At 58.9% G+C, this 23,622-nt stretch carries 19 protein-coding genes, 2 tRNA genes and 1 pseudogene; 9 read left to right on the top strand and 13 right to left on the bottom strand.

Translation table 11 applies throughout. The annotated features are described in order from the left end of the window. Positions 1-39 precede the first annotated feature (39 nt). A complete protein-coding gene (locus tag AC1DNI_RS17295; RefSeq protein WP_477692726.1) occupies positions 40-1,152 on the top strand; it encodes a DUF2157 domain-containing protein in 1,113 nt (370 codons plus the stop codon). Further along, entirely contained in the window at positions 1,149-1,724 is a 576-nt protein-coding gene (locus AC1DNI_RS17290) for a GDYXXLXY domain-containing protein (protein WP_477692725.1), read from the top strand. The genes AC1DNI_RS17295 and AC1DNI_RS17290 overlap by 4 nt, the downstream gene beginning before the upstream one ends. Positions 1,725-1,750: 26 nt before the next feature. Here AC1DNI_RS17290 and AC1DNI_RS17285 read toward each other — a convergent pair. The 4 genes from AC1DNI_RS17285 to AC1DNI_RS17270 form a co-directional block, all read right to left on the bottom strand. Continuing rightward, a tRNA-Leu gene (locus AC1DNI_RS17285) sits at positions 1,751-1,833 on the bottom strand. Between the two features lie 462 nt (positions 1,834-2,295). Further along, positions 2,296-2,742 (bottom strand): pyridoxamine 5'-phosphate oxidase family protein, encoded by a 447-nt coding sequence (locus tag AC1DNI_RS17280; RefSeq protein WP_477692724.1) that lies wholly within the window; start codon positions 2,740-2,742, stop codon positions 2,296-2,298. Between the two features lie 83 nt (positions 2,743-2,825). Further along, entirely contained in the window at positions 2,826-5,993 is a 3,168-nt protein-coding gene (locus AC1DNI_RS17275) for an efflux RND transporter permease subunit (RefSeq protein WP_091921707.1), read from the bottom strand. Further along, a complete protein-coding gene (locus tag AC1DNI_RS17270) occupies positions 5,990-7,102 on the bottom strand; it encodes an efflux RND transporter periplasmic adaptor subunit (protein ID WP_051614995.1) in 1,113 nt (370 codons plus the stop codon). The genes AC1DNI_RS17275 and AC1DNI_RS17270 overlap by 4 nt, the downstream gene beginning before the upstream one ends. Before the next feature lie 643 nt (positions 7,103-7,745). Here AC1DNI_RS17270 and tig point away from each other — a divergent pair. Beyond that, positions 7,746-9,167, top strand: a complete 1,422-nt coding sequence (gene tig / locus AC1DNI_RS17265; RefSeq protein ID WP_477692723.1) for a trigger factor — start codon at positions 7,746-7,748, stop codon at positions 9,165-9,167. 29 nt (positions 9,168-9,196) lie between these two features. Here tig and AC1DNI_RS17260 read toward each other — a convergent pair whose 3' ends face one another. The 5 genes and pseudogenes from AC1DNI_RS17260 to sfsA all read right to left on the bottom strand — a co-directional run bounded on the left by AC1DNI_RS17260 (position 9,197) and on the right by sfsA (position 13,372). Next, positions 9,197-9,952 carry a 3-keto-5-aminohexanoate cleavage protein gene (locus AC1DNI_RS17260; RefSeq protein WP_477692722.1) on the bottom strand — a complete coding sequence of 252 codons (756 nt, stop codon included), beginning with the start codon at positions 9,950-9,952 and terminating at the stop codon, positions 9,197-9,199. A gap of 129 nt (positions 9,953-10,081) precedes the next feature. Then, positions 10,082-10,914 (bottom strand): annotated as a pseudogene (locus AC1DNI_RS17255) (AraC family transcriptional regulator). Positions 10,915-11,009: 95 nt separating this feature from the next. Next, a complete protein-coding gene (gene radC / locus AC1DNI_RS17250; RefSeq protein ID WP_477692721.1) occupies positions 11,010-11,810 on the bottom strand; it encodes a RadC family protein in 801 nt (266 codons plus the stop codon). A gap of 8 nt (positions 11,811-11,818) precedes the next feature. Next, entirely contained in the window at positions 11,819-12,649 is an 831-nt protein-coding gene (gene map, locus AC1DNI_RS17245) for a type I methionyl aminopeptidase (RefSeq protein WP_027231454.1), read from the bottom strand. A gap of 18 nt (positions 12,650-12,667) precedes the next feature. Beyond that, positions 12,668-13,372: a DNA/RNA nuclease SfsA gene (gene sfsA / locus AC1DNI_RS17240; RefSeq protein WP_477692720.1), complete on the bottom strand. Its 705-nt coding sequence runs from the start codon at positions 13,370-13,372 to the stop codon at positions 12,668-12,670. A gap of 317 nt (positions 13,373-13,689) precedes the next feature. Between sfsA and AC1DNI_RS17235 the strand changes: the two genes are divergently transcribed. Further along, positions 13,690-13,872, top strand: coding sequence for a hypothetical protein (locus AC1DNI_RS17235; RefSeq protein ID WP_477692719.1), 183 nt, complete (start codon positions 13,690-13,692; stop codon positions 13,870-13,872). Positions 13,873-14,140: 268 nt separating this feature from the next. On the opposite strand, the gene AC1DNI_RS17230 is transcribed toward AC1DNI_RS17235, so the two are convergent. From AC1DNI_RS17230 to AC1DNI_RS17215, 4 genes are all read right to left on the bottom strand, one after another. Continuing rightward, on the bottom strand, positions 14,141-14,614 hold the full coding sequence (locus AC1DNI_RS17230; protein ID WP_477692718.1) for a hypothetical protein: 474 nt from the start codon (positions 14,612-14,614) through the stop codon (positions 14,141-14,143). 176 nt (positions 14,615-14,790) lie between these two features. Beyond that, positions 14,791-14,866: transfer RNA gene (locus tag AC1DNI_RS17225), tRNA-Glu, on the bottom strand. A 145-nt stretch (positions 14,867-15,011) separates the two neighbouring features. Continuing rightward, complete coding sequence (locus AC1DNI_RS17220; protein ID WP_477692717.1) at positions 15,012-16,214, bottom strand: YcbK family protein; 1,203 nt, start codon at positions 16,212-16,214, stop codon at positions 15,012-15,014. A 359-nt stretch (positions 16,215-16,573) separates the two neighbouring features. Then, positions 16,574-18,394, bottom strand: coding sequence for a PHA/PHB synthase family protein (locus tag AC1DNI_RS17215; RefSeq protein ID WP_477692716.1), 1,821 nt, complete (start codon positions 18,392-18,394; stop codon positions 16,574-16,576). A gap of 117 nt (positions 18,395-18,511) precedes the next feature. On the opposite strand from AC1DNI_RS17215, the gene AC1DNI_RS17210 reads away from it, so the two are divergent. The 5 genes from AC1DNI_RS17210 to AC1DNI_RS17190 all read left to right on the top strand — a co-directional run bounded on the left by AC1DNI_RS17210 (position 18,512) and on the right by AC1DNI_RS17190 (position 23,545). Further along, the gene (locus AC1DNI_RS17210; RefSeq protein ID WP_036814269.1) at positions 18,512-18,871 is read left to right on the top strand and encodes a hypothetical protein; all 360 of its coding nucleotides are present in this window, start codon (positions 18,512-18,514) and stop codon (positions 18,869-18,871) included. 142 nt (positions 18,872-19,013) lie between these two features. Further along, positions 19,014-20,231 (top strand): LL-diaminopimelate aminotransferase, encoded by a 1,218-nt coding sequence (locus tag AC1DNI_RS17205; RefSeq protein ID WP_027231449.1) that lies wholly within the window; start codon positions 19,014-19,016, stop codon positions 20,229-20,231. Positions 20,232-20,303: 72 nt separating this feature from the next. Then, positions 20,304-21,620: a homoserine dehydrogenase gene (locus tag AC1DNI_RS17200; RefSeq protein WP_027231448.1), complete on the top strand. Its 1,317-nt coding sequence runs from the start codon at positions 20,304-20,306 to the stop codon at positions 21,618-21,620. Between the two features lie 179 nt (positions 21,621-21,799). Further along, entirely contained in the window at positions 21,800-22,783 is a 984-nt protein-coding gene (glpX, locus tag AC1DNI_RS17195) for a class II fructose-bisphosphatase (protein WP_027231447.1), read from the top strand. A 150-nt stretch (positions 22,784-22,933) separates the two neighbouring features. Continuing rightward, the gene (locus AC1DNI_RS17190) at positions 22,934-23,545 is read left to right on the top strand and encodes a hypothetical protein (RefSeq protein WP_477692715.1); all 612 of its coding nucleotides are present in this window, start codon (positions 22,934-22,936) and stop codon (positions 23,543-23,545) included. Positions 23,546-23,622: the final 77 nt, after the last annotated feature.

The raw sequence follows: 23,622 nt of genomic DNA, 5'->3' as shown, positions 1-23,622 counted from the left end.
CTATACTAAAGACTCGTTGCAGCGATTCAGGAGCAGACCTTGGCGATAACTATTGGCGTGAAGAAACACATTGCGCGCTGGCAGCGGGATGGTCTGATCGATGAGACGACAGCCGAACGCTTGCGCAAGGACATGGACGGCAGGGGACACGGTCTCGGGCTTGGCGGCGTCCTTGCAGTTCTCGGCGCCGTTTTGCTGGGCGCTGCCATCGTTTCCCTCGTCGCGGCCAACTGGGAACTCATGCCGCGCCTTGTTCGGCTCGGACTTATCATATCGGTGATCGGCGCCGGCTATATCGGCGGCGCATGGCGGGCAAGCCTGGGCGACAGGATATTCAGCGAAGCGCTCTACCTGATCGCCGCCATCACATTCGGTGCCGGTATCGGTCTCGTTGGCCAAATGTACCACCTCTCGGGAGACACAACCGATGCGGCGCTTCTTTGGGTAACGGGCACGATGGTGGCGGCCCTCCTGCTGCGATCAAAGGTACTGACGTCCACCAGCGTCGCAATTGCCGGCTTCTACCTGTTCGCTTCGCTCGAACCATCGACTCCAGACCACTGGAACTACATTTGGCTGGTGCCTGTGCTTGCGATCACCTGCGCGGGACTGGTCTGGTGGACGAAGGCGAAGCAGGCGCGACATTTCATTGCCATTCTCCTTATCGCCTATGTCTTTGTGGTCCGGTTCGATCTGGACGACCAGGCGATCCTGTGGATCGCGGCCGTTCTCGGCGCGGCACTCTTCCTCGCGGATGCACTGCGGAGCAGGGCGACCCAGCAGCTGACCGGCTGGAGCGAGGCCATCGGAGGATATGGCTTTATCATGCTGGTCATCGCCCTCATCTTCTTCCAGTTCGACGAATTCAGCGAAGGGGTTACCAATCAGGTTGTCATCGGCTTTGCGATTTTGGGATGCTCAGTCGCGGGCCTTGCCCTTTCGGGGCACCGGAACCTTGCGGTGCGCTGGGTTTCCTACACGGTCTTCTCGCTGGAGGTGCTGTACCTGGCGTTCAAGACGATCGGTACATTGATAGGCACCGCGGGCTTCTTCTTGACTGCCGGCATCCTCGTCTTGTTGCTGGCAGCCTTCGTTGTCAGAATGGAGCGAAGACTTCAAAGAAAGAATCCGAAAAAGGAAGCAACGGCATGATCCTGAAGGTAAATCGCCTGATCCTGCTCGGCGCCGTTGTGGCAATTTTACAGTCCGGAGCCCTCTACGCCATGGTCGCACAGCGGGCGTCGATCCTGCGCAGCGGCACCAATATCACGCTCCTTACCGAGCCGGTCGATCCACATGATTTCCTGCGCGGCGACTATGTCACACTTGGTTACGGCATCGCGACGATCGAGGCCAACAAGGTGACTGGGACGCCGCCGACGTCAACCGGGTTCGCCGATATCTATGTAGCGTTGAAGCAGGCGGATGACGGTGCTTGGGGCATAAGCAGCGCCTCGTGGCAAAAGCGCGAGGATCTGGCGCCCGGTGAAATACAGCTGCGCGGCCGCACCTCCGGTTACGCCAATGCCGCGATCTATCACGATCTTCACATCCAATACGGGATCGAGCGCTATTATGTGCCGGAGGGGGAAGGACGCGTGATCGAAGACCAGCAGCGAGGACGCAGGATTGAGGCTGTCATCGCGGTTTCGCCGTCGGGAGATGCGCAAATTCGCGCTTTGAAAAACAACGGAGAAGTTCTCTACGAGGAGCCGATCTACTGACGATGGCGACCGTGCGTCAAGCGCCATGGTGCGGATGGAGGGACTCGAACCCCCACGGTCTCCCGCCAGAACCTAAATCTGGTGCGTCTACCAATTTCGCCACATCCGCAGATGGAGGCGTCACCGCACCCCAAGCGCCGGTCTCTATAGCATCGTGATTTCTGCCGTCAAAGGAAAAAGGGTTGTTCCAACGAAGATTGGCGAACCGGCCACACGCGAGGCGCGGCCGCTGATGCGGGACTCGGATAGACAGGGTAGGTACGCGCCTACTTGGCGGATGGCCGGCTCTTCGTAATCGAAAAAGCCCCCTTGGAGCGCTTCAAGACGTCCGACAAGCGTTCAGGGTTGAATTTTGGCTTTGGCGTCGCCTGCCGAATCGTATCGATGAGATGATCAGAAGCAGTTGGCATCCTGCGCACGAAATGCTGATTGGACGTTCCGCCCACGGTGGTGCTCCTTTTGATTGGTCCCTTAATTATACAACGTCTAAGGGGTATCGTTGGTTGCACCAGTTCGCAGGCCAGGATCACATTCTCTACCTTATGGAAAAGGGGAATGTGCGCGCTTCCGTCTAGCGCTCCTTGACCGCCTTGTGACCGGTCGTTTCGGTTATGGCGATGCGGAAGTAAACCGGGTCAAGCGGGCGTTCCTGTTCGCGAATGACTGTCTTCACGTAGCCGGGCTCCCACCATTCGGCCTTCTTGTTCAAGAGATCATGGGCCATGTTGCGCTCATCGCCGTGTTCCTTGGTGATCTCCTCGAACCTGCCGCTAACGACCACGCTCTTCCAGCTATTGGTCGCATCGATTTCGTCGAACTCGACGCAGACCTTGTTGTTCTCGCGCATCCACTCGATTTTCCGCCCAACAGTGGTGAAGGAATAGAGATAGACGGAATTATAGACGAAGCGAAGCGGGACGATGTAGGGCTGATCATCCTTGGCGCAGGCGAGCCGGCCGATGCTGGCCCGGGTCAGCAGTTCCTTGATTTCCTGCCGCGACATTTCGGTAATGATCATCTCTCGCTCCGCATGAATGATAAGTCAGCGCGCACCAGCATGATGCCCGCCGACCCTTAACGCAAGCCGGTAATGAAGCGGGACTAGAAGCCCCGCGCCGGGGCCTCCACCGCCGGTTTGCGCTTGCGCCCGAATGAACGGAGCGCAACGTAGAAGACCGGCGTCAGGAACAGCCCGAAGAACGTGACGCCGAGCATGCCCGAGAACACGGCCGTTCCCAGCGACTGGCGCATTTCCGCGCCGGGGCCGGTTGCGATCATTAGCGGAACCACGCCGAAGATGAATGCAAATGCGGTCATCAGGATCGGGCGCAGGCGCAAACGGCTTGCCTCGATTGCGGCTTCGACGGGTGTCGCGCCGTCGTCCTGGTGTTGTCGCGCAAACTCGACGATCAGAATCGCGTTCTTCGCCGCAAGGCCGATCAACACCACAAGCCCGATCTGGGTAAGGATGTTGTTGTCCATGCCACGCAGGTGCACGCCGATCAGCGCGGCGAGCACGGCGAGCGGGACGATCAGGATGATGGCAAGGGGGAGGATCCAGCTTTCATACTGGGCGGAAAGCGCCAGGAAGACGAAAATGACCGACAGGGCGAAGATGTAGATCGCCGTATTGCCGGTGCTGCGCTCCTGGAATGCGAGTTCTGTCCAGTTGAACGTCGTTCCCACCGGCAGCGTCTGCGCCGCCAGTTGTTCCATCTTGTCGAGTGCATCACCAGTCGAAATGCCCGGCGCGGGGTTGCCCTGCAAGGGCACCGAAACATACATGTTGTAGCGCTGCACCAGCGAGGGCCCGGTTGTGTCCCTTATCTCGATCAGGGTGCCGAGCGGCACCAATGCTCCCGTCGCCGAGCGCACCTTCAGCGCCAGAATGTCGGCCCGGTCCATGCGATATTGCTGGTCCGCCTGCGCCCGTACTTGATAAACGCGGCCGAATGCATTGAAATCGTTGACATAAGAGGTGCCGAGGTTGATCGACAGCGTCTCGAAGATGTTGGGGATCGGTACGTTCAATGCCCGCGCCTTGTCGCGGTCGATCTCAAGGAAATATTGCGGGCTCGACGCCGAGAAGGTCGTGAAGACCCCGGTGAGTCCCGGCGTCTTGTTGGCTTCACCCATCATCTGATAGGCAAGAGGCAGGATGCGGCGCATGTCCGGATTGTCGCGGTCGAGAATCTGCATCTTGAAGCCGCCGGAATTGCCGATGCCGCGGATCGATGGCGGCGGCACGGCGATGATGAAGGCCTCCTGGATGCTCTGCATCTTGGTGAAGAGCTGGCCGATGATCGCCTGCGCCGTCTCGCCCTTTGGCAGTCGCTCCTCGAAGGAATTGAACGGCGCGAACACCACGCCTGCATTCGACGCATTGGTAAAGGTGGCGCCGCTGAAGCCAGCAAACGCCACGGCATGGCTTACACCGGGAACGCTGCGGACGATGTCCGAGGCACGCCTGATCACCGCATCGGTGCGCTCCAGCGACGCGCCATCGGGCAATTGGACGACGACGATGGCATAGCCCTGGTCCATTGTTGGAATGAAGCCGCGCGGTACGATATTGGCCATGTACCATGTCCCGGCGAGGAGACCCACGAAGACGAGCAGCGAGGCCAGAAGGCCGACAGCTGAGCCGACAAGATGGCGAATGATCCACGAATAGCCATGTGCCATTCGGTCGAAGCCGGTGTTAAAGCCGTTGGCGAGGAAGCGGCCGGCGCGCGCAAGCGGGTTTCGCGATTGCGAATGCCCGTGCGGGCGCAAGACGATTGCCGCAAGGGCCGGGGAGAGCGTCAATGAATTCAGCGCCGAGATCGCGGTGGCGACGGCGATGGTGATTGCAAATTGCAGATAGAACTGGCCGGAAATGCCGGGGATGAAGGCAGTCGGCACGAACACGGCAATGAGTACGAGCGAGATGGCGACGACCGCCGTTCCGACCTCATCCATGGTGACGTGGGCCGCTTGCTTCGGCGTCATGCCGGACGAAAGATTGCGCTCGACGTTTTCGACGACGACGATCGCGTCATCGACGACGATGCCGATGGCGAGGACGAGGCCGAACAGTGTCAACATGTTCAGCGAGAAGCCGAAGGCAAGGAGTATGGCGAGCGTTCCGATCAACGACACCGGAATGGCGACAATGGGTATAATGGCGGTGCGCCAGGACTGCAGGAATACGAGCACGACGAGAGCCACCAGAATGACGGCCTCGATGATGGTCTTGTAGACCTCGTTGATCGATTCGGAGATGAACTCGGTCGGGTTGTAGACAATGTTGTAGGTCAGTCCGTCCGGGAAATCCTTGGCGAGTTCCTTCATCGTCTCCTGAATGGTTTCGGAGGTTGCCAAGGCATTGGTGCCGGGCCGGCTGAAAATGCCGAGCGCCACGGCGGGACTACCGTCGAGGTAACTGTTGGTCACATAGTCCTTGGCGCCGAGCTCGATGCGCGCCACATCCTGCAACTGGACGAGGCGGCCGGTATCTGAAGCTTTGACAATGACATAGCGGAATTGCCTCGCGTCGCTGAAACGCCCTTCCGTCGTGACAGTGTACTGGAATGCACTGTTGCCCGACGTCGGCGGTCCCCCGATCGATCCGCCCGAAACCTGCACGTTCTGATCGCGCAGCGACTGGACGACGTCGCTCGCCGTCATGCCGTAGGCAGCAAGCTTCTGCGGGTCGAGCCAGATGCGCAGCGAATATTCGCGTTCTCCGAAGATGGTCAGATCGCCAACGCCGTCGAGCCGCAGGAGGACGTCGCGGATGCGGGTGCGTGCGTAGTTGGACGCATAGAGCTGGTCATAACGGTTGTTCGGCGAAAGCACGTGGATGACCATCATCAGGTCGGGCGAGCTTTTCGTCGTGGTCACGCCGAGACGCCGCACCTCCTCAGGCAGGCGCGGTTCGGCAATGGAGACGCGGTTCTGGACCAGCACCTGCGCCTGGTCGAGGTCGGTGCCGAGCTTGAAGGTAATCGTCAGCGCCATTGACCCGTCTGCGGTCGAATAGGAGGACATGTAGAGCATGTTCTCGACGCCGTTGACTTCCTGCTCGATCGGCGTCGCCACCGTGTCGGCAATGGTTTGCGCATCCGCGCCGGGATAGGAGGTGCGCACCACGATCGTCGGCGGCGCGATTTCCGGATATTGGGCGACAGGAAGCTGCGTGTAGGCAATGCCGCCCACGATCAACAGCACGATCGACAGGACGGATGCAAAGATCGGCCTGTCGACAAAGAAATGCGCGAATCTCATTGGCCGACCCCCGTCGCCTTGGCTTCGGGTGGCAGGGTTATGAGTTCCGGCTTGACCTTGACGCCCGGACGGATGCGCATCAATCCATTGACGACGATGGTTTCGTCGCCAGTTAGACCCTCGCGAATGATGCGATAGCCGTATTGCTTGGGCCCAAGCCGCACCGGCTTCGGCGTAACCGTGCCGTCTTCGCTGACTGTGTAGACGATGCGCTCGTTCTGGTCCGCGCCAACGGCATCATCCGGGACGAGGATGCCCTTATAGGTGTTCGAGGCGGAGACTTCGACGCGCCCGAACAGGCCGGGCTGCAAGACGAAATCCGGATTGGCGAAGCGGGCTCGCACCCGCATCGTGCCTGTCTGGGCATCGAGCCGGTTTTCGGAGAAGTCGAGCTTGCCCTTGACCGGTGGTTCCTTCGAGTCCGTCAGCCGAACCGTAACATCCAGCCCGCCACCGCCTTCCTGAAGGTCGCTGCCCCGCTCGCGCGCCGAACGGGCATAGGAAAGCAGGTTGCGCTCATCGACATCGAAATAGAAGTCGATGGGATCGAGCGAGACGATCGTCGTCAGGATCGTGTCATTGGCATTGACGAGGTTGCCAACGGAAATCAGCCTGCGATCGATGCGTCCGTCCTGCGGTGCGGTGATTTCGGTGTACATCATGTCGAGCTTCGCCTGAGCGACCGCGGCTTCCGCGCCACGCACGCTCGCCTGGCCGGCGAGATAGGCGCGGCGCTGGTCGTCGAGCGTCGATACCGACAGGGTGCCGCTCCCCGTCAGCGATTCCGTGCGCTTGTACTGGGCTTCGGCGTAGGTAAGGGTGGTCTTTGCGACCTCTAGCGCCGCCTGCGCCTGATCGAGAGCAGTCTGAAACGGTCTCTGGTCGATCGTGAACAGCGGATCGCCCTTCTTGACGAGCGCACCGTCCTTGAAATGGACCGTATCGAGATAGCCCGACACACGCGAGCGCACAGCGACCTGATCGACGGCGTCGAACCGGCCGATGAACTCATCAGCGTCGATCACATCGCGAACAATGGGTTTTGCAACCGATACTGGTGGTGGAGGCGGGGCGGCAGCCTCCTGCGCCAAAGCTGAAGTTGCGGTCATAATAGCGGCTGCAAGGCCGAGCTTAACGGCGGAAATGAACGTTCGTGACAAGGGCAGGCCTCCAAGACAATCGGACACCGAACGGCCACGCGGGATGAATTCCAGGACAAATCAACCGGATGGAGCGGCTGACACTGCAAATCATCGGACGATCGGGTCTAGTTACGCAAAGTCAGAATTCAACGCTCAGGCGGAGTAATTCAACCAGATACGCTCGTGCGCCCAGCCGGGCGACGCGGATACAACCTGTCTCAAAACCCCACGAATCCAGACTTGCATAGTTCGAATTGGTTGTCACCTTGCAATCGCGAGTGGTATTTGAAGGTTAAACGCCTTGCAAAACGGGCATTTTTCTCGAAGCAGCAACCGGGCTGCGCCATTGATTTTTGCCCGCAAGGCAAGTAAAGGGAGCGACCAGTCGGTGAGGGTGCAATCTCTTTCGCAACTTTGTGCCACATTCTGTGCTAGAATTCGTGTCGCAAATCGAGAGTTGCACTGGAATTAGGCAATAAAATCAACGTGGATGGTGAGTAAAGCTCTTCGTCCGCACCGGAAGCCGCAAGGGCAGGCAGTTTTCTCCCGCAATTTTAGGCCAACGAGCCGGCAACGGCGGGACAAATGTTAAAAAAGTGAAGGTTTGGACATGCAGGTTACTGAAACGCTCAATCAAGGGCTGAAGCGCGAGATCAAGGTCGTCGTTCCGGCCAAGGATCTGGAAGCAAAGCTTTCCGAACGCCTCAAGGGCGCCAGCGCCAAGGCGCGCATCAATGGCTTCCGTCCTGGCAAAGTGCCGATGACCCATCTGCGCAAGATGTATGGCAAGTCGTTCATGGCTGAAGTCGTCAACGAGATTTTGAGCGATTCCTCGCGGTCCATTCTTGCCGACCGCAACGAAAAGTCCGCTACCCAGCCGGAAGTCGTCATGACCGAGGACGAGAAGGAAGCGGAAAAGGTTCTGAGCGGCGAAGCCGATTTCGAATTCTCGCTCAACTACGAAGTTCTTCCTGCCATCGAGATCAAGGACGCGTCGAACATCAGCGTAACCCGCGAAGTCGTCGATGTCAGCGATGAGGAAGTCGAAGAGCAGGTTAAGCGCGTTGCCAGCTCCGCCCAGACCTTCGAGACGAAGAAGGGCAAGGCCGAGAGCGGCGATCGCGTGACGATGGACTACCTCGGCAAAGTCGACGGCGTTCCGTTTGATGGCGGCGCCGACACCGACGCGACGCTCGTCCTCGGTTCCGGCCAGTTCATCCCCGGCTTCGAGGATCAGCTCATCGGCGTCAAGGCTGGCGACGAGAAGCAGATCAACGTGACGTTCCCGGCTGAATATGGTGCTGCGCACCTTGCCGGCAAGGACGCAACCTTCGATGTCACGGTCAAGGAAGTCGCCAAGCCCGGCGAACTCGAAATCAACGACGAGACCGCAAAGAAGCTCGGCATCGAAAGCGCCGACCGCCTGCGCCAGGTCATCCGCGAACAGATCGAGAGCCAGTACGGCACGTTTACGCGCCAGAAGGTCAAGCGCCAGATTCTCGACGCGCTCGACGGCGAATACAAGTTCGAATCGCCGGAGCGCCTGATCGACGCCGAGTTCAACAACATCTGGGCACAGATCGGTCACGACCTCCAGGAAGCCGGCAAGACCTTCGAAGATGAAGACACGACGGAAGAAGAAGCGCGCGAAGAATATCGCAAGCTTGCCGAACGCCGCGTCCGCCTCGGCCTCGTCCTTTCCGAAATCGGCAACAAGGCCGGCATCGAGGTAACGGAAGAAGAGCTGCAGCGCGCCGTCTACGACCAGGTTCGCCGCTATCCGGGCCAGGAGCAGCAGATTTACGAATTCTTCCGCAAGACGCCGGAAGCCGTAAACAACCTGCGCGCGCCGATCTTCGAGGAGAAGGTGGTCGACCATCTCCTTTCGAACATCAAGGTCACCGACAAGAAGGTGACGAAGGAAGAGCTGATGGCCGACGATGAGGCGGATGCCAAGTCGGAAGAGACCAAGAAGCCTGCGAAGAAGGCAGCGCCGAAGGCCGCCAAGAAGAAGACTGACGACGAGGCATAAGCCTCAGCATCGATTCGGCAAGGGCGGCGTCAGCCGCCCTTTTCATTTGCGGTGCCGAGAAGCGTATCGCCGCCATGCGCCAGGACCACCGCAGCACGGATCAGGTCGGCATTGTCCTCGGCTTCCTTGCCTTCGGGAAGGAGCTTGCCGTCCTCGAGGCCAATGCGCCCATCATAGCCGCGCGCAATCGCCAGGTTGAACATCGGCCATACACTCGCTTCATCGCCGTGCAGCAGAATGGGAAGCTCGAATTTCGCCTGTTCCAGCACTGATATGATCCCAGTTGCCACCGCCATTGCCTCATCAAAATCCTGTTCATTGACTTCAATGAGCACTCTCAGGCACTTCTTGGCATCAGGAAGGGCGATGAAGCGCTCGGCGTCGCTTATCGACCATAGGCCGGCTTCGACGCCCATGCCCTTGTCCCAGACAAGCGCCATGATCTCGGCAGCATCCTCTTCGATCAGATTGACCGATACATAGTCGGGAAGCTCCTGCCATTCCGCGATCGGTGCCTGGCGGGCCTTGCCGCCGGGTGGGATGCGCCAATGTGTCGAAACGCCGATCAGCACCTCCGGAACGCTTTCGCGTATGGCGCGGATCGCAGCGCTGAGATCAGAGGCGGCAAGGCTTTCGTTACCATCCAAATCCCGCGGATGTATGTGAAGCTCGCCAGCGCCTGCCGCCACGACGAGCGCGGCGTCGCGGGCAAGCTCGTCTGCCGTAAAGGGAACGGCAGCGTGAAAATCGCGGTTACGACCGCCGTTGAGGCAGGCTTGCAGCATGTGTCAGCTCCCATCTTGCCAAGGCGGCTGATCTTAGCAAACCTGCTAACAGCCATCTGTCAGCAATAACGGTTGGAGCGGCGCATGGTTGCGGCGGCCCGGCTGCCGCTGGCGCACCAATGAAAACGATCAGGACTTCACAGGTATCCAGATCTCGAGCCCGCCATTTCCGGTTCTCGGATCGAATTGCGGCCCATAGCGCTCGAAATTGGGAGCATCGGCGACCTCATGGCCAGACTCCGGAAGATAGTTGCCCCAGATGGTCATGAACGTGCTTCGGATCGTCGAAATATGATCCTCGTGCCTGAAAACGAGGTACTTCTGGGACGGAATACGGAGGCGGCTAAATGTGTCGGGAATTTCGGAGAAATCCCTGACCTCGACGCCGGCGATGTAATCGAAGTTATTCTCATCGTCGCTATTGCAGCAAACGCCATACGCAATGTCGCCGACCTGACCTGCAATATGCCCGATATGGGGTGCAAAGCGCTGCCATTGAGACGGGATCGCCTTGCTGCTCTCGCAATTGTAGCGCGCGCCCAACCCTGCGACGAGAAGAGGCTTGCCGGAACGACACGCGGTTCTTCCAGATTTACGACCAATGTTTCGTCCATTTTGATAGCCTCCACCAAGGGGATGTTGTCGACATGGCCTTGCGCACGAACCTGTTCCGGCGTCATGCCGAACTGATCGCGGAAGGCGCGGGTGAATGCTTCATGGGAATTGTAACCGGCCCCGAGCGCAACGCAGAGAATATCGGGAGCACCTTCGCCGAGAAGCCGGGCGGCCGAGCTGAGGCGGCGGCCCCGGATGTAGCCGCTGACCGAACAGCCAGTCACGGCCGCAAAGGCACGTGACATGTAAAAGCGCGACAGGCCTGCCGAAGCGGCGATGTCGTCCAGGGTTATATCCTCGGAGAAATGCCCTTCAATGTACCAGATCGCTTTTTCGACCGTGTTCATTCAAAACTCCATTCAAGCACGATACCTGAATAGGACTTTTCAGAATGGTTCATTTGATCGGGTTTGCTGTCGAACAGGATATTGCCCGGCAATTCTCAGAAAAGTTGCAATCCCTTGAGACTGGCATGGCTGTTCTTGCCGACGATAATGTGGTCGTGGACGACAATGCCCATCTGCGCGCCGATATTGGCGATGGTCCGTGTCATCTCGATGTCCGCCTTGGAAGGCGTCGGGTCTCCGGACGGATGGTTGTGGACGAGAATGATTGCGCTGGCGGAAAGGTGCAGGGCCCGTGCGATCACCTCCCGCGGGTAAACAGGTGTGTGGTCGACAGTGCCGACCTGCTGTACCTCGTCGGCAATCAACGCGTTTTTCTTGTCGAGGAACAGGATGCGCAACTGCTCGCGGGGTTCGTGGGCCATCGCGGCGATACAATATTCGATGACCTTGTTCCACGATGTCAGCAACGCCTTCTCTCGAATATCGCTGCGGATAACACGATGCGAAAGCGCGGATACCAGCTTGAGGTCGAAAGTGACGGCAGGGCCGCAGCCCTTTACTTCGCGCAGCAGGTGCTCGGGCGCCCCCAAGACTTCCCCCAGTGAACCGAAACGGGCAATGAGCGCCTTGGCAAGCGGCTTGGTGTCGTTCTGTCGGATAGAGCGGTAGAGCAGCATCTCAAGCATTTCATAGTCGGCGAAACCATCGTGGCCGACCTTCTCGAAGCGCTCCTTCATGCGATCGCGATGACCGACATAATGCGGCGTGTCATTGCCCGACGGCTTCGGCTGCGCGTTGTGCGAAGCACCGTAATGCTCAACGACTGGTTGTTTAGGGGTGGATTTTGCGGAGGGTACGTTGAGGAAGAAAGTCGGTTCCGGCTTCTCTTCGCTCATTGCCAACCCTATCCGAGGTTCAGTCCGGGCGCGAACAGGCCGGCCGGCGAGAGAGTGAATATCTCACAGCCCGTGCTGGTGACGCCGACAGTGTGTTCGTATTGCGCGGTCAGCGAGCGGTCACGTGTCACCGCCGTCCAGCCATCTGCAAGCACCTTCACATGCGGCCGGCCGAGATTGATCATCGGTTCGATGGTGAAGATCATTCCCTCGCGCAGTTCGATACCCTCATTCGGCGTGCCATAGTGAAGGATGTTAGGTGCGTCGTGGAAGAGCTGGCCAACACCGTGGCCACAGAAGTCGCGCACGACCGAGCAACGCTCGGCTTCGGCATAGGTCTGGATGGCAGCGCCAATGGCACCGGTGCGCACACCCGGCCGAACGGCGGCAATGCCGCGCATCAGGCTTTCAAGCGTGACTTCCATCAGGCGTTCAGCGGCGCGCTTGATTTGCCCGACGGGATACATGCGGCTTGAATCGCCGTGCCAGCCATCGAGGATATAAGTGACGTCGACATTGACGATATCGCCTTCGCGCAGCGGCTTGTCATCAGGGATGCCATGGCAAACCACATGGTTGATCGACGTGCAGCTCGATTTGGTGTAGCCGCGATAGTTGAGCGTCGCGGGCAGGGCGCCGTGGTCGGCTCCGAACTCGAACACGAACCGGTCGATCGTATTGGTCGTGACGCCCGGCGCCACGATCGATGCGAGCTCATCCAGGCAGCGGGCGGTCAGCTGGCAAGCCTTGCGCATTGCCTCGAACCCTTCCGGGCCGTGCAGCCGGATCTGGCCGGTATTCTTAAGAGGCGCGTTCTGTGCGTCGAGATAGGTGACCATAGTTAAGTCCGGTTGGCATCAATCGATAATTGGCATCGTGCTTATTGCAGCAATGCCCGTGGGCGTGATGTGGCATTTTACAGCGTATGCTTCAACCCCGCGCTTCATTGCCCGATCAAAAGCCATAGCGTAGACCGGGTCAAGATCGCCGCAGATCCTCAGTTGTTCGCAATCCCCGCGCTGGACGACATAAAGCATGACGCCGCGAAAACCATTCTCAACCATGTTTCCGAGCTCGTCCAGATGTTTTGCGCCGCGCGCCGTTGGCGAATCGGGGAATTCGGCAAGGCCGGCTTTTCGGGAGAAATGGACGTTCTTGACCTCGACATAGGCCGGCTGACGACCGGGGCCGCGCAAAAGGATATCGATACGTGAGTTCGCGCCATATTTCTGCTCGCGCCTCAGCTCGGCATAGCCCGAGAGCGAGGGTATCATCCCGGCAAGGATTGCTTCTTCCGCGATCCGGTTGGGCAAGCCGGTATTGATGCCGACCATCGTGCCGCCAACTTCGACCATCTGCAGCGTGTGCGGATATTTGCGTTTCGCGCCGTCGGAGAGCGAGAGCCAGACCGGAATGCCGGGATCGGTGAGGCCAAGCATCGACCCGGTATTGGGAACCGAACTCGTGATCGCAGCGCCGCCGACGTCGAGAATGATATCGGCGAGAAAGCGCTTGTAGCGCTGGACCAGCCTGCCGGTAATGAGGGGTGAAGCGAAATTCATGATTTGGGTTTAGCCGAAGCGCAAAAAGACGGCAATCAGCGTGAACGGTCCCAGTGACAACCGATGCCGCATAAAAAAACCTGCCTCTAAAGGCAGGTTAGTTTGCTCTGGGGTGGGAGAATCGGGTCCGAGTGGAGGTAAACCGAACCCTACTGCCGGCAAATGAGTCCCGGCAGTAAGCAGATGATAGGTCAGCCGCCGATATCGGTCTCATAACTTTGTCTAACAGAGCGTGATAAAGCTTGAAAATGCCGGGGTGTTCGAACCGCTGTCGCTGACCCATTCTATGTATGGGGACGAAACAAACAGGAGAGAACATGATGAACTTCAAGTTTTTGTTACCCGTCGCAGCCGTCGCCGCGCTCACTTTGGCCGCATGCGACAACAAGCCGAAAGAGGGTGAAACCAGCGCGCCTGCCACGACATCCGAGCCGACCACACCGGCTCCGGCGCCAGCGACACCTGCTCCCGAGCCAGCAAAGCCTGCGCCATCCAACTGAGTCGTTTAAGCGCCAAATCGTGCGGCCAGCTCGCGGAGGGCTGGCCGTTTGCATGGGATACGCGCCACAAAAGCAAATGAGCTTTGCGCTGGTCATTTTTAATCTGCAGTGTGCTGGCATTCCCGGAAATATCACGATGCGAAGGTCGAATGAAAAATTATAGGCGCTATCACAAGCTAGCGACTTTTTAACACTGTATCGAATCGTGGCCGTACGGGCGGCATTCTTCACATTGTTGCTAGTGGTGAAAGCATTTTTCTAGGCGGCTTTAGTACTGCTTGCGTGTGCGAAAACCGCTGACAATCCAACCGATCATCCACCCCAAAATTAGGAGCACTATGGGAGGGATAAGTGCAAGCGCTATCCCGCTTTGCAAATCCGCCCAACGCTGACTTTCCCTTTTGGTGGTGTACTCTTCTTCCATATGGCCGCGTAACGTCTGTAATCGGGCGTCAACGGTTGATTGATCGTCTGAAGGTGGTCCGTAGAGTTCGATAGTCCAACCGGTGCCCTTAAGGTCTTTCCGTTTCACTATGCCTTTGTCGGCCCAATCCTGTACCTTGTAGTAGTTCTCGTTATCGTAATCGAGGAGTTGAACGCCGCCAGCATTCCCATAATACCGTTGTGTTCCGAGATAGGGGCGGGGGTCCGTGACATACCCATAAAAGAATGTACTTACTACCAACACCCAAAGAACCGAAAGTGCGATCCAGATGCGCAGAAACCCCTGACGCCAATTCATAATGTTATGTCCCCGTGCCCCTTACTGATCGATGCTATCCACCTTTACCAAGGTTACAAGTGTGCAGCGCCGCTCAGTCCAAAAATGGCGTGGTTTGAATTGGACAAGAATTGGACAAGCCACCTGCGAGGCGGCGTCCGCTATCACTATTTCATAACGATTTCAGTGATTTAAGTTGGTACGCCCAAGGGGAATCGAACCCCTGTTTCCGCCGTGAAAGGGCGGCGTCCTAGACCGCTAGACGATGGGCGCCCCGCAGGTAAGCGGCTTATAGTGAATCAGTTTTTGCGCCGCAACCCCATTGAGCATTCTTTTTTCAAAAAAATGAAGATTGTTCAACTTGCGCGTTAGCCGACACAGGACAGCGTGTAAGGACGAGGCGGTTTTCGCGGTGCGGCTAGCCACGGCCACGCGAGCAGCGCCAGTTCCAGTCGCGGGTCGGTCCGATATCCACATGGACCGATTCGGTGTGACAATAAGTTCCAACGCCGCCACGGCCCGGCATGGAGCGAGCAAAATTGGCCAGTACCCACTTGGAAACGCCCGGCACCTGAATATCAGCGGCGGCGCATGACATGTGGAGCGAGGCCTTGGCGCCATTCACCAGGCGGTTGTAGGGCGGGCTGCGATAGCCGGAGGTGACGATTACCGCCTTGCCGAAGCGGCGCTCGATCGACTTGAGGAAGCCGACGAGCTGCGGCTTGAGACATGCGACCTGCACATTCTCGCGCTGCACCTTCAAGCCGTTCGGGGCGAGACGCGCGAGGCCCGCAGCCGAGGCGAGAATCACCTGTGCCGGCGCGGCCTCGACGTCATCGTCTTCGTAAAGGCTGTCGCGCTGCATGATCTGAATGCCGGCATTCGGGCGAACGCCGGGCAAGGACGACAGGTGTTCGGTCTTGCCTTCGAATGATTCGGCCGAGGGAAGCGCGGCCGATGCCGTCTTTACCGGAGGCTCGGCCGAGCGAAGCTGCGGTTGGGATCTTGGCTGGATGATGGCAACCTGGCGGCTCGCCGCTGGCCTGTTCTGGCTGTTGCCGAAAAGGCGAAGGAGAAGACCACTGTCCTTGTTCGGGGCGGTGGCAGCCGCCGCCTTGGTCTCGGCAGGCTTGACGTCTGCGCTGGCTGCAGCCTCGTCGGGCTTCGCCGTCTCGGTGCTGGCCGGCGCTTCCTCGGCTTCGGCAGGCTTCGGCGCAGCCTTTTGCGGCGCCGGTGCGCCTTCACCGCGCATGCTGTTGCCGAAGAGCGAAGTCTTGGCCGGAGCTGCCGCTGCTGCGGCGCTGGCGACATCTACGGTGCCTTCCGGCTTTGCCGGCGCGCTCGAACCGAAGAGCGAGGTTTTCTGCTGCGGAGCCGCTTCGGCCGGTGCGGCGGCCGCTGCCTGCTGTTCTGTCGACGCGACTGCCGCAGCGGCCTTGGCGTCGGCTGGCTTGGTTGCATCCTTCACGGCTTGCAGGGCATTGGCTTCGGTGCTGCCGGCAAGCGCAAGCGCTTCGGGCGATACTGTCGCCGTGCCGGTGGAGGGCATACCGTGTTCTGAGGTGGACTTGGCTTCGGCAGTCTGTGTCGATTCGGCAGCGCTGGTCAGTGCGGAGGTCACGCTGGGACTGGTGCCAGTGGTGCACGAGGTTGCTGCGAACGCGGAGAGCGCAACGACGCATGCGACGGTACTCGCCCGCAAGGCAGAAACTGAGGCTGGCAGTATTTTCAACGATTCCCCCGTCTCGTCTTTCGCGATTTCCGTGGATCGTGGAGACCGCTTTTATAAGAGCAGAAAGCTCGCGAAGTTTTGTCTAAGTGCAAAAACACCGGCGTAGAGTCGCCAGAGTTAAAGACTTTTAGGTATCTGCACAAGTCGTCCAGTATAGATAGAATGAGGCGAAAACGTGATTGGCCGCTTTTTTGCCATTGTCTTCACCTGTGCTTTGGCGGGTGCCGCCGGTTCGAATCAACTCTTTCCTACACCCTGACGCGAACATAGGTTCCTGGTGCTTCGGCCAGAATTTCAACGTTCTGTTCGCCGGGTTTGCGTGCGGAAACGCGCTCTGGAGCCTGTGATTCGACCCATTTTTCCCAGTGGTTCCACCAAGAACCCGGGTGCTCCCGGGTTTTGGCGACCCAGTCATCAAAATTGCCTACGGGAGCGCCGCCCGTCCAATATTGGTATTTGTTCCTGGCCGGCGGATTGACGACGCCGGCAATATGGCCCGAACCCGCGAGGACGTAGGTGACATCCCCACCAAAAAACTTGCACCCGGTAAATACCGAGAGAGCGGGAGCGATGTGGTCTTCCTTGGCCGCAAGGTTGTAGATCGGAATCTTGACATCGGCGAGGGAGAGATTTTCGCCGGCGAGTTGCATCATGCCGCGCACCAAATTGTTGTCGAGATAGCAATTGCGCAGATAGTAGGAATGGTTGGCAGCGCTCATGCGCGTTGCGTCGGCGTTCCAATAGAGAAGGTCAAAGGGCAAGGGATCGCGGCCGCGCATGTAGTTGTTGACGACATAGGGCCAGATAAGGTCGCCGGAGCGCAGCATGTTGAAGGCCGTCGCCATGCGCGTGCCTTCAAGGTAGCCCTCGGCGGACATCGCCTTCTCCAATGCACTGATCTGGTCTTCATCGACGAAAACCTTCAGATCGCCGGCATAGGTGAAATCCACCTGTGTGGTGAAGAGCGTCGCGCTCTTGATGCGGTCCTCGCCCTCTCTGGCAAAAAGCGCAAGCGCCGCACTCAGCAGCGTACCGCCGACGCAATAGCCGATGGCATTGACGCCTTTTTCGCCCGTGGCTTTTTCGATGGTGTCGAGGCCAAAGCGCAGCCCTTCATTGATATAGGCCGTCCAGTCCTTATGGGCATGGCGCTCGTCTGGATTGACCCAGGAGATGACGAAAACCGTATGGCCCCGGTCAACTGCCCATTTGATGAATGATTTTTCCGGGTTGAGATCGAGAATGTAAAATTTATTGATCCAGGGGGGGCAGATGAGAAGCGGGCGCTTGAGCACCTTTTCCGTTGTCGGCTCATACTGGATGATCTCGGCGACTTCGCTGCGCGCGATGACCTTGCCCGGCGTGGTGGCTACATTCTCGCCAAGCGAGAATTTCGTCGTGTCGGACTGGCGGAGCCTGAGGTCACCGCCGCCGGCGGCGATATCTTCTGCAAGCATCTTCATGCCGCGGACAAGGTTTTCCGCGTTGCTGGCGACTGTTTCCTTATAGAGTTCGGGATTGGTCATGAGGAAATTGCTCGGCGAGGCCGCAGTCGTAATCTGCTTCACGTAGAAGGAGGCCTTATGCCGCGTATGCTCGTCGAGCCCTTCGGTGTTTTCGACGAGTTCGGCGGCCCAGCGGGACGTGACGAGATAGGCCTGCTTGAGAAAATCGAAAAAGGCGTACTTGCCCCAATCCTCGTCGGCAAAGCGTTTGTCGCCTTTGTCGGGCGTGACAACGTCCTCCACGTCTTCGCCGCTCATGCGGCGGATGGAGTTCGACCAGATCGCCATATAGCTGGTGAACAGCCTTGTCTGGGCCTCCAGCGCCCGCGCCGGTTCGGCGAGCCAATATTCGGAAACCTTGGAGAGGGTCTTGACAACATCGGTCACGGGGTCGGCAAGCGTATCGCGCTTCAGGCCCTTTTCGCGCGGCTCAACCCAGGCGGACGCGGCCTTGCCGGCCTGCTCGATCATGTGGGCGACATTGCGGGCAAACGCCTCTGGATCCTTGATGACATAATTATCAAGGTTCGGCGCTTTGCCTGTCTTGTCCCCTTGATTGTCCATGCAGGCACTTCCTCCCATGTCGCACAATATTGACATCATATCATAAATTGGTGCTATCCCTCTAACGTGCAATTGTTATCGTCATTATGAATTCGTTTTTCGCAATCGGGACATAAAATGAACTTGCCGGTCAAAAACCTTATGCGCCTGTCATTCGGCGCCGTTCTGATTTCGGGGCTCGGCGCCTGCGCAAACAACTCGGCGCAGCCGGTCATGGCGAATTCGCCGCTGACCGGACCCGTCAATACCGGCACCTATCCGCATTTTACGCCGGACCCCAAAGGCGAGACGACGCAATTTACCCCGGAAGAGAAGCAGGCGCTGATCGCCAGGACGACGGCGGCGAAGACAGCCGCGCAATCCGGTCCCTCGGCCGATCCGGCGGCGGCTGCCAAGAAGCAGGCGGATTTGCAGAAGCTGATCAAGCAGCAGCAGGACGATTTGACGGCGATCGAAGGCAAGAAGACAACGCCCTAGTTTTCGCCGCATCTTTCCCACAATGAGGTGGGAGGCTGTCGGCGATCGCCGGCGCAAATGCCCGCAATGATTGCTCGACCGCTGTAGCGTTTCGTTGTATAGCGCGACGCGCATATTAAACCCTTTTAACCGGACCCAGCCTATGGAAGAATTTCATAAAGTTCGCCGCCTCCCGCCTTACGTTTTCGAACAGGTGAATCGCCTGAAGGCGAGCGCGCGAGCGGCGGGTGCGGATATTGTCGATCTCGGCATGGGCAACCCCGACCTGCCGACGCCCCAGGGCATTGTCGACAAGCTGTGCGAGGCCGTTCAGGACCCGCGCACGCATCGCTATTCGGCATCGAAAGGCATCCCTGGTTTGCGTCGGGCGCAGGCTGCCTATTATGAGCGGCGCTTCGGCGTGAAGCTCAATCCTGACACGCAGGTCGTCGCGACCCTTGGCTCGAAAGAAGGCTTCGCCAACATGGCGCAGGCGATTACCGCTCCGGGCGACGTCGTGCTTTGCCCCGATCCGACCTATCCGATCCATGCTTTCGGCTTCATCATGTCGGGCGGCGTCATCCGCTCGATTCCGGCAAAGCCCGACGATCAGTTCATTCCGGCGTTGGAACGCGGAATTCGCCACTCCATTCCAAAGCCGCTCGCACTTATTCTGAATTATCCGTCCAATCCGACCGCCCATGTGGCGTCGCTCGATTTCTACAAGGATGTCGTCGCCTTCGCCCGCAAGAACGAGATCATCATTCTATCGGATCTCGCCTATTCGGAGATCTATTTTGACGGCGCGCCGCCTCCCTCCGTTTTGCAGGTGCCGGGCGCGATCGATGTCGCGGTCGAGTTCACCTCGATGTCGAAGACCTTCTCGATGCCCGGATGGCGCATGGGCTTTGCCGTCGGCAATGAGCGGCTGATCGCGGCGCTGACCCGGGTCAAATCATACCTCGATTACGGCGCGTTCACGCCTATCCAGGTTGCGGCGGCCGCTGCACTCAACGGCGACGGCTCCGACATCGCGGAAGTGCGCGGCATCTACAAGCGCCGTCGTGACGTTCTCGTCGACAGCTTCGGCCGGGCAGGCTGGGATGTGCCGCCACCGGCTGCGACCATGTTCGCCTGGGCGCCGATCCCGGAAAAATTCCGCAGCCTCGGATCGCTCGAATTCTCCAAGCTGCTGATCGAGCATGCTGATGTTGCGGTCGCCCCCGGCATCGGTTTCGGCGAGCATGGCGACGACTACATCCGTATCGCTCTCGTCGAGAACGAGCACCGGATACGTCAGGCCGCACGCAGTCTGAAGCGGTTTCTTGCCACGGCCGACGAAAAACTGCACAACGTCATCCCGTTGAACGTTCGTCGTTGACCTGACCGCGTTCGCAGTAAAATCGACGGCGCCATCCGGCGCCGTTTCAGCAAAATTTCAGGGAATTGCATGATGAGTGAAGCGCTGCGCGTGGGTATCGCCGGACTGGGTACTGTTGGTGCCTCCGTTCTGAAAATATTGCGTGACCGGGGCGAAATGCTCACTCGCCAGTGCGGCAAGGAAATCGTGGTTACCGCCGTTTCGGCGCGTGACCGCAAGCGCGATCGTGGCGTCGACTTTTCCTCAGCGAGCTGGTTCGAAGACCCGGTTGCCCTTGCCAAATCAAACGACATCGACGTTTTCATCGAATTGATCGGCGGTGACGAAGGGCCGGCGCGTGCCGCCGTGGAGGCTGCGCTGAAATCCGGCCGGCACGTCATCACCGCCAATAAGGCGCTGCTTGCCAAGCATGGCGTCGCCTTGGCAAAGATCGCGGAGGATAAGGGCGTTCTGCTCAACTTCGAGGCAGCGGTCGCCGGTGGCATCCCGGTTATCAAGGCGCTGCGCGAGTCGCTCACCGGCAATACTGTTTCGCGCGTCTATGGCATCATGAACGGCACCTGCAACTATATCCTCACGCGCATGTGGGAAGAGGGTATCTCGTTCGATGCCTGTCTCGCCGATGCGCAGCGTCTCGGCTATGCGGAAGCGGACCCGACCTTCGACATCGAGGGCAATGATACGGCACACAAGCTCGCAATCCTGACGAGCCTTGCATTCGGCACCCAGATTTCCGCAGACGACATCTATCTCGAGGGTATCAGCAACATCTCGCTCGCCGATATCAAGGCGGCCGACGAACTCGGCTATCGCATCAAGTTGCTGGGCGTAGCCCTGAAAACCGACAGCGGCATCGAGCAGCGCGTCCATCCGACCATGGTGCCGGTCGAATCGGTTATTGCGCAGGTCCACGGCGTCACGAATGCGGTCGCGATTGAAACCGATCTTCTCGGAGAACTGCTGTTGTCCGGACCTGGCGCCGGCGGCGCGGCGACGGCCTCGGCCGTCATCGGCGACCTTGCCGATATTGCCAAAAGCCGGCCGGGTTTCCAGCACGGTCCTGTGTTCGGTACGCCGGCAAAGGCGCTGGCGCCTTACAAGCGGGCGCGGATGCGCTCGCACGAGGGCGGATACTTCATCCGCCTGACGGTGCACGACCGCGCCGGCGTGTTTGCCGCCATCGCCAAGCGCATGGCCGACAACGATATCTCGCTCGAATCCATCGTCCAGCGCCAGAGCGCCGACAACCAGCCGGAAGCGACGAAGACAGTTATTCTTGTCACGCACGAGACCACTGAAGCTGCGGTGAAGAAGGCGCTCGAGGGGATCGTCAAGGACGGCCACGCGACCGACAAACCGCAGATGATCCGTATCGAACGGGCGGGTTGAGACCGCCTCGCGCGGCCGCAACCACTGGAAGAAACTGCGCCTAGGGCGTTTAATCGATTAGCTTTTTTACGAGCCCTTGCCGCATCGGTGCGACTTTGACAAAAGGTTTGCATACCGATGCTAAGGAGAGCTGTGGCGATCCGAAAATACGGCGTCGCCACACCAACGCAGGAAAAACTATGCTGAAAACCTCCGAACAAAATGGTCTCGATCGCATCCTTACCCTCGAATTGGTGCGCGTAACCGAGCGGGCAGCGGTGGCTGCCGCACGCCTGCGTGGCCGGGGTGACGAGATGGCGGCCGATCAGGCGGCTGTCGACGCGATGCGTCAGGAGCTCAACCGGCTCCCCATTGCCGGAACCGTGGTGATCGGCGAGGGTGAGCGCGATGAGGCGCCGATGCTCTACATCGGCGAAGAAGTCGGCACGCGGAACGGTCCCGCCGTCGATATCGCCCTCGACCCGCTTGAAGGGACGACGATCTGCGCCAAGAACCTGCCCAACTCCCTCGCGGTCATTGCGATAGCCGAGAAGGGCAATCTTCTCTATGCGCCCGACGTCTACATGGAAAAGATCGCCGTTGGTCCGGGTTATCCGGCCGGAATCATTAATCTCGACGCGCCTGCCATCGAGAATATCACCGCCGTTGCGAAGGCAAAGGGCGTGCCGCTCAATGAAATCACCGCCTGCATCATGGACCGCCCGCGGCATGCGCGCCTGATCGAGGAAGTGCGTGCGACTGGCGCTGCAATTCGCCTGATCGGTGATGGCGACGTTGCCGGCGTCATCCATACGACGGATCCGGACGAGACCGGTATCGACATCTATCTCGGCATTGGCGGCGCCCCCGAGGGCGTGCTTGCCGCGGCGGCGCTGCGCTGCATCGGCGGCCAGATGCAGGGGCGTTTGCAGCTCAACAGCGACGACAAGATCGCTCGGGCCGCCAAGATGGGCATCTCCGATCCCAAGAAGGTCTATACGATGGAAGAAATGGCGAAGGGCGACGTGCTCTTTGCCGCCACGGGCGTGACCGACGGCAACATGCTCAGCGGCGTCAAGTTTGCCCGCGACTATATCCAGACCCATACGGTCGTCATGCGTTCGCATTCGCAGACGGTGCGCGAGATCAAGGCCAAGCATCAGGACATGGCCAAGTTTCAGTAACGAAGCGCACGCCATCACATAAAGCTGCCGGTCTCGTTCGTGACCGGCAGCTTTTTTTACGATAATTACTGCTGATTTCACTCTACCCTATTGGGATCACGTGTTTTTTGGTATTTTGTCATATGAGTACCTCTTGGCGACGGGTCAGGCATGAATATCCATTACGGAATTGTCTGCAATATATTGTCGATACTTTTGGTTTTAGTGCCGTTTTCTCCGCTTCACGCGCAGGAAACGGACCTGGATCTCATTCAAGGCTACCGTTCGCGCGATATCCTCGTCGGTCTGCCTGATACCTCGGGCCCCTTCACCGTCATCAGCCGCAATGCCGATCCGCAGACTTTCAGCGCGACTGTCGAATATGGCGGCGTGGATGCGCGAGCGATCGTCTCGGTCAACGGGGTCCGTGCCAGCAATGTCGCCGGCATGTACCCGGTCAAGGACGGCCCTGATGATCCCGTGGTGCGCAGCTTGCTCGACCAGGCATTCCAATACCATTCGAGCCAGCCCAATCAGGTGGCGCAGCGGACCAATATAAGCTACGGCAACCGCGCCATGGCCTGTGTCAGCTCTGATGATCCCCAGAAGAAGGACGATTTTCTCGTCTGCGCCACAGGCGTGCTCGGGCGCTACATGCTGATTCAGCCCGTAATGAATTATCGCCTCAGTTCCAAAGAGGTCGTCGACCGGCAACTTGCCGATTTTGCCTCCGCCATGGCCTCCGCCATCAGCGAACTTGCGCTGCCTCCTGCCAGCAACTGACACCCATTGTCGTGATTGGCGTTGGATAGGCCTTTCGAAGCATTGCTTTCGCAGTCGGCGGGTGATTGAACGATGCA

Source organism: Phyllobacterium sp. 01N428 (genome assembly GCF_056399405.1).
Note: the sequence above shows the minus strand (reverse complement) of the source record. Positions and strands in the feature narration are given on the sequence as shown.